Origin of the sequence: Mucilaginibacter ginsenosidivorax, assembly GCF_007971525.1 — a bacterium.
Classification (GTDB): Bacteria; Bacteroidota; Bacteroidia; order Sphingobacteriales; family Sphingobacteriaceae; genus Mucilaginibacter; species Mucilaginibacter ginsenosidivorax.
This window is the reverse complement of sequence record NZ_CP042437.1, coordinates 5,765,260-5,778,679: the sequence shown is the minus strand read 5'-3', so window position 1 is coordinate 5,778,679 and position 13,420 is coordinate 5,765,260. Positions and strand designations below refer to the sequence as shown.

Sequence of the window (13,420 nt, the reverse complement as noted above, 5' to 3'; positions counted from 1 at the left end):
TGTTCACTCACCACGCTTTGGAAAACTCGATATCTGTACGGTTTAAAAGCATTAAAAAGTAATAGGTAATAAATCATCGCTAGGTTCAAACTGTTTCAATTTCGAATCCCCCACTTTTTCGATGGCACTGGTCCCATAACTAATTCAAGCCGGCCTCCCGCTGCTATATCTTCGAAGTCAATGTAACACTTGTTTAAAGATTTGCCATTCAATCTGGCACTTTGAATGTATTTATTTTTTGCTGAATTATGCATTGCGGTTATAGAGAAGGTTTTTCCCCTGGCATACCGCCTGTCCAGTTTGAAACTTACCTTGTCGAATATTGGACTGGTGAGTTCTTGCCTTGTATCTCCCGGGCAGACGGGGTGAATGCCACTTGCCGCTAATACATACCACGCAGACATCTGGCCGACATCCTCATTTCCCACAAGTCCCTCTACGGAGTTAGCATAAGCATGATCAATTATTTCCCTCGTCCATTTCTGGGTCAACCAGGGGGCACCAAGTCTGTTAAATAGAAATGGAACATGATGGACAGGTTCATTTGCATGATTATAATAGTTATTCCAGATCATGCTCTCAGGTGTTTTTATAAACATGCTGTCCAAGTCAGCAACAGCTTTTTCTTTTCCACCCATCAATTCCGCCATACCATCGACATCATGTGGGACGAACCAACCCTGCTGGTAAGGATTACTTTCCATACAGCCGTATGATTGAGTTAGTCGGCCTTCGACGGGCCAGGTTTCCCAAGTACCATCTTTCAGTCGCGGCCTGAACCATTTTTTTTCAGGATCGAAGGTATTGCGGTAGTTAGCGCTTTTTTCTTTATATTTTAAATAATCTGCATGATGATGTAATCCATTCGCCAATTGGGCGATGCACCAGTCGGCATACGCATATTCCAATGTTTTTGCGATTCCGTTGTCGGAATAGGTATAGCCTTCCTTTCCATTATCAAATTCCTTGGCGGTGCTGATACACAATTGATAGGCTTTAGGTATATCAAAATTGCGAATCTTTTTCGCATAGGCGTCCGCAATCATGGAGACGGCCGGGTTGCCAAGCATACATCCGCTGTAAGCATTCAAAAATTCCCAACGTTCCAGGTAGCCGGCTTTTTTTTCAACTGCCAGGTTAACAAGAGAATTGATCATATCGTTAACCAACGCAGGGTTAATGATCGTTTGAAGGGGCATCTGACTGCGAAAAACGTCCCACCCACTGAAAATAGAGCGTTTTTGAAAGTGGGCTTGCAGGTGACTTTTACCGTCACCACCAGAATATTTACCATCTACGTCGCTGACGATCCGTGGATCGATCATCGTATGGTACAATGCAGTGTAAAAAATAGTTTTTTGCGTTTTACTTCCACCTTGAACGGTTATTTTGGATAAGGCGTCATTCCATAATCGCTTCGCAGCCAGGTGCACATTGTCAAAATCCCAGCCGGGAATCTCAGTTTCCAAATTTAACCGGGCACCTTCCACACTTACCAGGGAAATGCCCGCTTTCAGCAATACTTGCTCATTGGGCTTTGTTGCAAAGCTGGTGTAAAAACCTAAATGTTTTCCTTGCTTCTCCGATACTCCAGGCAGTATCCTGGCGTTTGCGATCACTTGCTGATATTTTTCGCTGGTCACATCCTCTAGTTTTCGTGTCCACCCTTCGGGAATATCGGCACTCCATACGCCGTAATTTTTTAACGGCTTACTGAACTGTGCATAAAAGTATATGGTGTAATCAGCTTTCCCGTCACCATTACCCCATCCTCCACCATCCGGAGTACACTTCATCCAGCCTTCAATCGTATGGTCATCCACCACTTTAACCTGTTGCAGCGTGGAGGTACCGCCAACCCGCCGGGCAAGGTCAATTTGTATTCTCGAATCGCTATGCCCTGGAAATATAAATCTCAAAATTCCACTATGCGGAGCTGCAGTCATTTCGGCTCGAATATTGTATTTGTCCAACGTTACCGCATAGTACCCTGCTTTAGCCGATTCAGTTTTCTTGGAAAATAGCGATCTGTAGCCTTCGTTCGGTGCGCTGATCTTTCCGGCAGAAGTGTTCAATTTACCGGTTGCAGGCATTACTAAAAAATTGCCCAGATCGCCATACCATCCTACGCCACTCATTTGGGTAAATGCAAATCCCTCTATGCTGGTATGCTCGTAGCTGTATCCTGATCCATTATCTCCACCAGTAATAGTGTTTGGGCTGACTTGTACCAGGCCATATGGTGTAGTCGCGCCGGGAAAAGTCTTTCCAAGCCCGTTGCCTGTGATATCACTGCTGGTAGTAGCTCCTATAAACGGATTTACATAACTTACGGGAGACTGGGCCTTTAACAAGTTGAAAGCAGTCGAAAACAATACGGCTGTTAAGATTGATTTGTATGTCATAGAATAACGATCGGATGATATAATATTGAACTTAGCATGCCCATGATTGGACAATCTTCGTAATGGAAAACAGGTCAGGAGCAGGCAAATGAACAGTAACCATATGCAAACCTAATTTTAATATACTTTCAAATCCTTTGTTTTTTCATAAATGTCGGTAACTGTCAATACATTGACATTAATGATGCTGTTTATTTATAAAGTCAATGTTAAAATGGTGGGCGATATTTACTGAATAAGGCCTACAACGGGTTGTTGTAAACACCAACTTCCGCGATGCTCGGACGTTCGTTATAACTTTCGATATCGATACGAACCTTATCACCTTTCACTTGTTTAAACCGGTTTACCTTAAATCTGTTTAAATTCTCGCCTTCATACAAAGTTCTCCATATCGTTCCATCAAAATAAGTTAATTTATATTTTTTGATATTGGAATTGCTTTCAAATAGAACAACCGTATTAAATTGCTGGCCAGGTTTTAAAGTGATCTCGTACCAAGGATGTTTTACGTTTGGATTAGAAAGCCATGATGACCCAAAATTATCATCATTGGCGAAGTCCATAATATTCGAATCATCACTCCAGCTGGAATTGACAGGTGCACGTTTAGCAAGATTATGTGATATAATTGGCGGACCAGTCTCGGCTATCGGGGCGACCGGACCGTCATTTTTCCAACGAGTTCCTATTTGTTTTAAGGCGGTCAGTGCATTATCATCAAACAAGCCATCCCTGTTAGGGGCAACGTTTAAAATAAAATTACAGCTGGCTTTATTAAGTGGTACCAGCACTTCTTCGATCAATTTATTTACATCGCGTACCGGGGTAAAAGGAAAATCTGTCTTCCAGAACCAGCTGCCCTGAATGGGTAAACAAGCCAGGGCAGGCATCTTGTTCGTTTCCTGAGATATACGTTGGCCTGCACCCATCTCATAGGTTTTAATATCTGTATAATATAAACCTTCCGCAGGGTACTTGGCCCCGTTCAGATCCATTAACAGACAATTAGGTTGCAACGATTTGACCAATTTGTAGATTTCATCAAATGGTACATCGTCATAAGAGATTCTAGACCATGGAGCATCCCAGCCATCAATAATCAAAGCTTCAACAGGCCCATAATTGGAGAGTAATTCGGTTATTTGCTTTTTAACCATGTCGATATGCTGTGGCTGGATTGAATTTGGGCGCAGGCGGTGGTGTGTGTCTAAAATGGAGTAATACAACATTACCTTTAAACCTTCGTCGCGAAAAGCCTTAACATATTCTTTAACCACATCTCTTTTCAGAGGACTGTTCATGACGTTATAATTCGTGCTTTTAGTGTCCCATATACAAAAACCGCTGTGGTGCTTCGTGGTTAGACAGCCATAGGTCATGTTGGCTGATTTCGCCGCTTTTGCCCATTGCACGCAATCCAGCTTTTTGGGGTTAAAATCGGATGCCGGTGTTTCGGGATCAGGCCAATCGGCATTTTCGTAGGTCGGAATGTTGAAATGAATAAACATTCCAAAACGCAGGTCAACAAATCTTTGCTGCAGCGTGGAAAGCGGTAACCTGACTTTAGATATGCTTTGCGCACTGACTGAAATGACGTTGCCAGTTACGAAAAAGAAGAGGATGCAGAATATTGCGCTTAATTTTTTTATCAGGAGATGGTTTTTCATCTGTAAAGGTCTTGTTATAGAAAATAAAAATTTAAGATAATAGGAGCCCCCATGTGGAGGCTCCGTTCATATTATTGCTTGTTCCAGAATGTCAGTTCACTCCAGTTGCTAAGGTTACTGTTGTCGATGGTTTTGATAACTCTTATCCTTATGTAGCGAACGTTAACCGGATTATTGGTGATATCAAACCTGACTGCCTGTTTACCGTCATCCGTCCTGATGCATTCTTTGAGCATGGTCCACCCTTTTGAAGCCATTTCGGCGCTCCATCCGGCATCGGTACTTTTCAATTTAGTCGCGGCGTTGGCAATGTCAGCGATTCCCCAAACTTCAAAATCTACCGGGTTATGGTCGCTGCTACGGCCGGTCTCTTCAATTCTCCCCAGGTTGTCATAGATCTTTCCCATATCAAATGTGAAGGTATGGGGAAGCTGCATATCATTTGTATGAAAGATATTCGGATAAGCCTGGGGACCAACACTTCCGTCCCAGAGCTTGCTTAAGCTTGTTCCATAGTCTGCGTATACGTCATTGGGAAGGGAGGCATCGTCCTTGAAAAGAGACTTGTCGCATTGGACATAGGAGTATATCCTCGGGAAACTGTCAAATTTAGACACTGTAAAAACGTCAATCGCGCCTCTTTCCGGAATAAATGAAGACTGATAAGTGATTGGGCTTGCCAATTTATAACTTGGCAGTGTGATTGAATTGACCTTCGGCAAGAGTTCAGCTTCGGCCGACTCACCCTTTGCGTTCGTATACTTGATAACGGTCTTAATGTTTATCGTATCCGGGGCGATGAAGTTCAGCGTGAGCGAGCCATCGTCATTAAGCGTGTATGGATTCAAGGCATCATATCCCCGGTTCAGCAAGTTGGATGCATAAATGGGACCATAAACTTTTGCGTTATTGACTTCAACCGGCACAGATCTATTCCCCTTTGCATCACTGGAGTAAATGGTAAAGGAATAGGTATATTCAGATAACCCCTTGATTACCGCACGGACGGTGTCAGTAGGGCCATTTATATTTATGATAGCCGAATCAGATTTATTATTATAATAAATGATGTATTTGGTGATACTTGGATCGGTACTCGATTTCCATTTTAGGCCGATCTCCAGATTGCCTGGCTGAACAATTACTTTTCCGACCGCGCCGGTATAAACCAGTTCATGGTCGCCCAGATATTTTTTAAAATCGGTTTGTTGATTATTTTTTCCGCAACCACTTAAGGCAATCATGAAGGTCGCTGCGACCAGAACATGAATAAAGCTTTTCATTTTCATTGTTTTAATAATGATTATTGGGGTTGACCATAAAGTGAAATTTCCATAACATGCGCGATATCACCATTTTCCCAGTTTTGGGAAACAGATAATCTTATAAAATGAATGGCAGGATCTGCTATAGAAACATTGAAATTTACGCCTGCCAGCACAAAGGCATTATCTGCCGCATTGTGGTTGTTTGGGGGTAAGCCGGAAGGGGGATTAGGGTATCGGAAGTTCCCCAGGTTGATCCAATCGCCCACTACAGTTCCCAGCGGTGATGAAAGGGGCAGCTTGGCATCATTCGGAAATGCAACATTTGATCCCCATAATGTAAATGTTTTGGGATTGCCATGTGCGAATGCGTAAACGACTTGTCCGTCATCAGGTCGCTCCCAGATTACGAAACGGCTCAATTTATAACTACGTCCAACGTTGAAGCTTGTTACAAAAGGCGGCGTTTGCCCAGGCAATGTATGCCATCCGTCTGAGCTTCCATCAGTTCTGCCATCCCATAAGTTGGAGGTTACCCATCCATAGCCGATAGGCGTGTCTGACGGTAATTTAAAGGTACTGAACTGACTTTTGTCCAGCAACACTTCCAGCAACGGGCTTAGGTTTCTTTTCAGCGTGTCCGATATATTGCCAAATTTATCTGTAACGTAAACTCCGAAATCCCGTGAATCGGTACTATAGCCGCGTAGGGAGTAATTGATCGTATCCGTATTGGTATAATGCTGATCTTCCACTTCCATCTGGTGCGTTGACTTGTTAAAGGCGGTGACCACCAAACCGATGTCCTTTTTAAAAAGATTCAGTGATTTTACATTAACGCCTCCAAAGTCGGCTTGTAACGCGAGCGTTTTACTAACTATTTCATAAACCGGAGTTTTGGGGTGTACTGTGACCATTACGGGGTCTGAATAGACATTGGCACGAGTGACCGTGTGCAAAGTGACCGTGTATTCCTGGGCTTTCGCAAAACCCTCGACGTTTATAGTATCGCTGTAATAAGACGATTTTGTTTCCCTGGTGACACCATTCCTGATCTGATAGGTGGCCAATACATATAATATATTTTCAGAATTCGGCAGATCATAGGTAATAAATGAACCACCGTTATAATCATCGACTTTGACATTGGTCACAACGCCTGGTTTCGACTGATCTTTAGAAATTGGCACATTATAGCCGTCGTTACGCTTGCAGGAAGATATGGCGGCCATTATTATGCTAAGCATAATCAATAATGGTATGTTGTTAGTTTTCTTCATGATTTAAAATCTTTAGATGTTACCAGTTTAAGTTTTGAACCAGGTTATTGTTGCTTATTAAGTCATCAGCAGCAATAGGCCACATATAATCCCTGACGTTAAAGACGGGCGTGAGCAATGTACGGGGACGATAATAGTTAGTTGCGGTGGTTTCATAAACATTCCATCCCTGGAGCGGTTTGCTTAATACCTGTTGCAATTCCTTCCAGCGGCGCAGGTCCCATCCGGCCTGGCCTTCAAAAGCGAGCTCTATTCTTCTTTCCTGATGAATGATCTGGCGTAATCCATCCTGCGTGGCATATTTAGTCGGATTCTTTGAATAATTGGTCCAGGCCTCCACCACACCTGGCAATCCGGCCCTTTGCCTTACTTTGTCTAAATAAGTTACTATTGATGCGTAAGGTTTTCCTTGTTCGTTTAACGTTTCTGCATATAAAAGATACAGGTCTGCAAGTCGTACAAGCGGCATATGGTAATCTTCTATTGTGTAACCATCATCATGTACTGTGAGATAATTAACGAGTTTTTTAGGCCAATATCCGGTAACGTTGATGCGAATATTATCTTTAGGACCGGCAAGTGACGTGTTACCTTTTGCCTGTACATAATAAGCCCCTTCAGGCGCAAAGTTGCCGTTACCATACCATATCCCCCCGTCAAAGGCTATATCCGCATAGAACCTTGGTTCACGGTTAAAATGTGCCTTAACCGTTTCGTAACCTTTACCGATATAAAACCTGTTGGCGGCGTCGCCCGTCCTGATATCGTAGCGGTTAAGATAGTCCCAGGACTTATCTTCATTAATTGGTACTCCTTTATCCGTGTAGAATAATTCCTGCTCGGATATTGGAACGGCAAAGGTTCCGGGAAACGTAATATTGGCGGCGGACTTGGATGTTAATCTTGGCCCACAATGGGGTTGATAACCAAAATTCCCATTTAACGCCCAGATCAATTCCGTATTGACATCCCACTTTTCTGTAATTGCAGTTTGTATCGTAAGCAATTCTTTTAACGAATCGGTGAGATTGGAGGGGATATTGGCGGGTGGATTAAATTTATGAAGTTTGATGCCATTTATCTCCGCTACATTAATGGCGTCCAGGCACGCTGCGGAAGCTTTGTCCCATTTTGACGCATCATATGTATTACTAAATAATAGCTGACCGTCCTTGTTTTTTATACTTACGTAATCGGGATTGCCGTTGAATAACGGGCTCGCTGCAGTGGCCAGAATTTGTGCTTTTACAGCAAGTGCGATTGGTTTTGTGATTCGCCCTAATTCTTTTGCCTGATTTTGGATGACCGGTGGGAGATCCGGTGCAGCTTCATCCAATAACCTGACCATGTAATTGACTACCGAATCAACGGGAGCTCTTTTAATTTTCACTTCCTCTGCAGACGCGTTGATAGGTAGGTTTTTATCTACAATTGGTATGGAACCGTATAATCTGAATAAGTAAAAATGATAGTACGCTTTCAGAAACTTTACTTCAGCTATCCATCTTTTTTTTTCGGCAGCACTTAAATCCACTGGTTTATCGATATTTTCCAGCATGGTATTACATTGTCTGATTGCCTTAAATGTAGCCTGTCCACCATTATTGCCGTCCCAGTTGTTAATGCCTGGATTCTGGCTGCTTTGTGTTCCACGAATCAGGTTAAATCCAGTAGCATCGATACCTGAATTGTCATTCAGATCAATAGGGAAGATAATCTCTGATGATGTAACAAAACCTACATTATATTGTGGCAGCGTATAACGTTGCAATTGAGAATAGCAGGTGAACAGGTAATTTTCTGCTTCATTCCTATTTCTGAATGCATAGTCGATAGTACCTACATTATCAGGAGTAACGTCTAGATATTTCTTGCATGAAATGCACGAAACTATCAACGATACCATAAACAGATATTTATAATAAATTTTCATTTTTTTGAGTTAAGTTGTTTAAACTATAAATTGATATTCAGTCCCACGTTAAACACCTTCTGAACAGGATAGGCAAAGGCGTTGCCCCCCTGTTCCGGATCCCAAAGTTTGAAAGGGCTCCAGGTTAGTAAGTTTAAACCATTGAAATAAATCCTGGCTTTTTTTACGTTCAATGCCTTAGTAATTCTTAATGGAAGTGAGTAGCCGAATTCAACTGATTTAAGCCTCAGGAAACTACCGTCACGCAGCCACCATGTACTTGCCTGCCTGTTGTTCTCAATAATACCTCCGTCGGGGCCTAAGCGTGGGTACAAGGCATATAAATTCTGATTGTCTTCCGACCAGTGGTTATCTGCAAAAGCCTTTAACAGTTGTGTATTGCCGGTGTAGTAGCTGTCGGGACTTTTTATGAATGGCGCAGTTCGCGCCGGATCAATAAAGAAGGAAACTTTTGCCTGCCCCTGGAAAAAGCCGGAAAGGTCAAAGTTCTTGTAAGTTGTGGTAAGGCCAAAGCCATATACGATCTGAGGTATTGTGGGATAGCCTATATATGTCTGGTCGGCTCCGTCCAACTTACCGTCACCATTCAAATCCCTGTATTTGATATCGCCTCCCTTAGGTTGAGTTCCACTTGAGCTAAAGATCTGCTTCGGCGAGTTTGCCGCTTCGTTATCATCTACAAAAAGCCGCTCCGCAATATAGCCGTACTGCCGGTTAAGTGGCTGTCCTAACAGATAACGGGATGCCTCCAACCAATGAGGTTCTTCAACCTGGGTAAATTTGTTTTTAGAATATGTAAAATTACCTCTTAGGCCGAAAGAGAAATCTTTTCCGATATTTTGGGAGCCGTCGACCTGTATGTCTATTCCCTTGGAGTTGACCTTGCCGATGTTGGCTGCTATTCCGGCTTCAAGCCCTAATGTTGGTTGCACACTTCCCCGGTTCTGGAGAATGTTATATTTATTGTTATTGTAAATCTCCGCTATGAAATTTATCTTCTTTTTCAACGTAAACTCCAGGCCTATGTTGGTCTGCTTGGATGTTTCCCAGGTTACGTCGTCATTTTCATAGCTATTGATACTGACGCCATTGTGTGAATAACCATTATTGGTACCAAAAGATGCAGAATTCCCACCGTTCAGATTCACATCTGAAAGATAAAAGAAACGCTGGCTGCCGATCTGATCGTTCCCTACCAATCCATAGCTGGCCCTTAATTTGAAGCGATCAAAAACATTATACAGCTCGCCCCAGAATTTTTCGTCCGATATAATCCATGAAGCTCCGATGGTCGGAAAGAAACCGAAGCGGTGATTTTCAGAAAAACGTTCAGAACCGTTGTAACCGAAATTAAATTCAAGATAATATCTTCCTTTGTAAGCGTAAGTAGCTCTTCCTGCGAGGGTTTCATTACGGAATGGCAAGGAATCAAATAAACTTCCGGCATTGGCATTTCTGGTCTGTTGCTGCGTGCCGATCAATGAAGCGCTGATATTATGATTCTTTGCGAAAGTTCTGGAGTAATCCAGAACGCCCTGCAGGTAAAGAAACGTGCTAAGGGAACTACCTCCGGGAGAATAGCTCAGGTATTCCCTTGCCTGACCAGGCTGGTCATTGATCCAGCGTAAAGTATACTGATTTGTGATTTTATCATAATTATCGTAGGTATAATAAAAGGGGTCGTAATGCATCTCTGACTGGAAGCGCGCGTACCTATTGGTACTGAAGATGGCGTGGAAATTCAAACCGGACGTCAGAAAATCCAAATTTTGATTTAACTCCAGTTGCGCCAACATTCTGGATTCTGAGAAATTTTGATGACCGGAGAGCAGATTGGCGTATGGGTTGATATATTTATAATTACCTATGCCGCTAGCTGCCGCTGTATTACCAAATAAAATATGTTTGGTATTTAAATTTGCTGAGTCTGCTGGAAAATATGCGGGAAAATCAACAGGGCTGGTATGCATCACCAGGTTGTAGAGGTCGGTTGAGAGCGATGCGTCATTTGTACGTGGACCGTTATACTCATTGAAATTGCCTGACAGACGAACGATAAGTTCCGTTTTACTTGTCAGGTTAATATTGACGTTGGAACGAAGCTGGTAATTCTGAAATTTGACATTATTATTGTTGTTATTCCGGATATCGGTCCTGAGTATCCCGTTATCATTGTCGTAGGAGCCAGCAACATAGTATCGAGCCACACCTCCTCCTCCTTGTATGCTCATATTCCCCCGCTGTGTACTGGTACGCTTTTTAAACAGCATGTTAAGCCAATCGACAGCCGGATAAACGTATTCATTGCTGCCGGGCGCATGGTTGATGGTATTCTGGGTGTTAATTATCTGGTTCTCTGTATAAGGAAGCGGATTTAAGGGATAACGTGTTCGGGTGGCTTCATTAGAAAGCCGCATATAGGTGATGGGGTCCGCCAATTCAAGGTTCTTTACCGATTGTGATGAAGAGTTTTCAATCCGGACATTGATCTGTGCTTTGCCCGCTTTGCCTTCCTTTGTTTTAACAAGGATTACACCGTTGCCACCTCTTGCCCCATACAGGGCAGTTGCGCTGGCATCTTTCAGTATGGAGAAACTCTCAATGTCATCCACATTCAAGCGTGCAAGATCGGAGGATGTCAGTTCCACATTGTCGATCAGGATCAATGGGCTTTGCTTGTAGCCGAATGTTGTAACCCCACGGATAAAAAAATTAGCGTTATCAACGCCTGGCTGGCCGCTTGGCTGGTAGGCGATAACACCCGCCACCTGACCCGCCAGCGCGTTTGTCAGGTTACTTGAGGGGATTTTCAGGTTTCCGGGTTTCACCGTCGTAACAGAACCGACCAGGGCCTCCCGCGTCTGCTTTCTGTTATAAGCGGTCACCACAACGTCGTCAAATTGGTTTTTAGCTTCGGACAAAACAATTCTTAAAGGCTTCTGGCCGGCTGTAATCGTTATTTCTTTTGAAATAAATCCAACATAGCTGATTTTGAGTACTGCTCCTGTCTCTGTATCAAGAATGAATTTACCGTTACCATCGGAGGCTGTATTGTTGCCTTTTTTATTGGTAGTCGAAATGTTGGCACCGATAATGGGGGCCCCAACGGTATCTACCACCGTCCCGATGACTGTGATTTTTGTTTGTGCGAATGCATGGTTAACATGCAGGAATACCAGAAGCGGCAAAGTGACCAGGACTGCGATCAATCTCCTGTTTGGTATCTGTGGTTTCGTCAGATGCCGGAACATTTTGTAAAGTTTTCTCATAAAATGAATTAATGGTGTTGAACTGGTGGTTAGAGAATGAATTTTAGGGCGCGGGAATCTTATTCGATCGGGAGGTAAAACGACGACGGCGAGATATCTGTACATCTTAAGTCAACCAGTCCTTAGTCCGTAGCAAAATTTCACTTAGCGGAAAAGACAGGAAAAAAAATCTGCTTTACTCCAAGCCGAATACTTTTAGAGCCTGCGATTTCAGTTGGATTAAATTCGAGTGTAAACGTATTTCATCATATGGTTTTAGGGGTTAGAAATTGGTCTTGTAAAACTAAAGGCACTCCAATTCATAAAAAATGGAGAAAGCCCGGAAAATGATGTAGAATCCCGCCAAAATGTTACTACTGGTTGTTCGAAGTTCTATAGGGTAGTCAAATTCAATACTTTTCGGGTTTTCATACCGTGCAAATTTGATTTTCTGTTTATTAGTCCGTTTGGAACAAATGACCTGGTGGAGTAAGTTGTCTGGGATGAAAAATGGTTATGTGCAAAGTCAGCCGGGTAACACAATGATCGCAGCATCCAGAAAGTGGGCGAAATTGGCATAATGCTGATGAAGGTTTGCAATTTGCTGAAATATTTTGCAAATGCCTGTTATTTAGCCTATAATGGCATCTTTTTAGACACTATTGTCTAAAAAATAGACAACAATGTCTAAAACCAATTATATATTTAATAACAATTATGCTTAGCTATTTAAAAAAAGACGAAGGCTTTGCCATGCACAAAGCCATTAAAATTCCGGGGAAGCTTTTGAAGGGCTATAAGGTAATGGCCCCTGAGTTATTTAAATTATATATAACTGAAATTGGACATTTTCCGAAGGCTGGCGAGGACAGCCACGAAGAGAAAAAAGGATGCAGGGATAACATCCTCATTTACTGTGTAAATGGTGTTGGTCATCTTATTCTCGGCGACAGGAAATATGAATTACACGGCAATGAATACATAGTAATTCCCGCTACGGATAAATACATCCGCTACTGGGCAGACCAAAAGAACCCTTGGTCCGTCTATTGGATTTACTTCACAGGTCCTACTATTGAAGCATTCAACAAAGCCCTGAAGCTTGATGTACTCAATCAGCCGTTACTTATTCATTTTAACGAAAAAGGGCTGGAGCTTTGGACGAAAATCTATGACACCCTTAATCAGAGTCTTTGTTTTGAGCATATCTGCAACGCCAATTTTTGTCTTTACCACTTACTTGCTACTTTTTTATTTCCGCAAAGACACAATCACGGAGTTGGAGACGATCGTGACATCATTACACCAACGATTAACTTTATGCGGCGCAACATCAATAAAAAGTTAAGTGTCGAGGATATGTCTGCAAGCCTTCATATATCTGCGTCGCATTTTGCGTATATATTTAAGAAAGCCACCGGCTCATCGCCGATTGATTATTTCAATCAACTGAAGATGCAGCGCGCGTGTCAGCTGCTATTTCAAGGCAACGACAAAATCAAGACGGTTGCATCTGATCTCGGATATGGCGACCCTTTTTATTTTTCGAGAATGTTTAAGCAATATATCGGTTCATCCCCAGGGCAATATCGAATATCTTCCAAACACGGAGTGTAATT

The 13,420-nt window shown here is 42.6% G+C and carries 7 protein-coding genes; 1 reads left to right on the top strand and 6 read right to left on the bottom strand.

All coding sequences use genetic code 11. The features are described 5' to 3' along the window. Positions 1 to 95: 95 nt before the first annotated feature. The 6 genes from FSB76_RS24170 to FSB76_RS24145 form a co-directional block, all read right to left on the bottom strand. Positions 96 to 2,405: a GH92 family glycosyl hydrolase gene (locus tag FSB76_RS24170; RefSeq protein ID WP_147057970.1), complete on the bottom strand. Its 2,310-nt coding sequence runs from the start codon at positions 2,403 to 2,405 to the stop codon at positions 96 to 98. A 242-nt stretch (positions 2,406 to 2,647) separates the two neighbouring features. Beyond that, positions 2,648 to 4,075 (bottom strand): alpha-L-fucosidase, encoded by a 1,428-nt coding sequence (locus FSB76_RS24165; protein WP_147057968.1) that lies wholly within the window; start codon positions 4,073 to 4,075, stop codon positions 2,648 to 2,650. Positions 4,076 to 4,146: 71 nt separating this feature from the next. Then, positions 4,147 to 5,358: a DUF4998 domain-containing protein gene (locus FSB76_RS24160; RefSeq protein WP_225976295.1), complete on the bottom strand. Its 1,212-nt coding sequence runs from the start codon at positions 5,356 to 5,358 to the stop codon at positions 4,147 to 4,149. 20 nt (positions 5,359 to 5,378) lie between these two features. Further along, on the bottom strand, positions 5,379 to 6,620 hold the full coding sequence (locus FSB76_RS24155; RefSeq protein ID WP_147057966.1) for a DUF4959 domain-containing protein: 1,242 nt from the start codon (positions 6,618 to 6,620) through the stop codon (positions 5,379 to 5,381). Between the two features lie 19 nt (positions 6,621 to 6,639). Then, complete coding sequence (locus FSB76_RS24150) at positions 6,640 to 8,553, bottom strand: RagB/SusD family nutrient uptake outer membrane protein (RefSeq protein ID WP_147057964.1); 1,914 nt, start codon at positions 8,551 to 8,553, stop codon at positions 6,640 to 6,642. 23 nt (positions 8,554 to 8,576) lie between these two features. Beyond that, on the bottom strand, positions 8,577 to 11,822 hold the full coding sequence (locus tag FSB76_RS24145; RefSeq protein ID WP_225976294.1) for a SusC/RagA family TonB-linked outer membrane protein: 3,246 nt from the start codon (positions 11,820 to 11,822) through the stop codon (positions 8,577 to 8,579). A gap of 696 nt (positions 11,823 to 12,518) precedes the next feature. On the opposite strand from FSB76_RS24145, the gene FSB76_RS24140 reads away from it, so the two are divergent. Next, the gene (locus FSB76_RS24140) at positions 12,519 to 13,418 is read left to right on the top strand and encodes an AraC family transcriptional regulator (RefSeq protein ID WP_147057962.1); all 900 of its coding nucleotides are present in this window, start codon (positions 12,519 to 12,521) and stop codon (positions 13,416 to 13,418) included. The last annotated feature ends 2 nt before the right edge of the window (positions 13,419 to 13,420 follow it).

Coding starts and splice junctions, on each gene's coding strand:
- FSB76_RS24165 (WP_147057968.1), bottom strand. CDS start 4,075: ATGAAAAACCATCTCCTGATAAAAAAATTAAGCGCAATATTCTGCATC.
- FSB76_RS24170 (WP_147057970.1), bottom strand. CDS start 2,405: ATGACATACAAATCAATCTTAACAGCCGTATTGTTTTCGACTGCTTTC.
- FSB76_RS24160 (WP_225976295.1), bottom strand. CDS start 5,358: ATGAAAAGCTTTATTCATGTTCTGGTCGCAGCGACCTTCATGATTGCC.
- FSB76_RS24145 (WP_225976294.1), bottom strand. CDS start 11,822: ATGAGAAAACTTTACAAAATGTTCCGGCATCTGACGAAACCACAGATA.
- FSB76_RS24140 (WP_147057962.1), top strand. CDS start 12,519: ATGCTTAGCTATTTAAAAAAAGACGAAGGCTTTGCCATGCACAAAGCC.
- FSB76_RS24150 (WP_147057964.1), bottom strand. CDS start 8,553: ATGAAAATTTATTATAAATATCTGTTTATGGTATCGTTGATAGTTTCG.
- FSB76_RS24155 (WP_147057966.1), bottom strand. CDS start 6,620: ATGAAGAAAACTAACAACATACCATTATTGATTATGCTTAGCATAATA.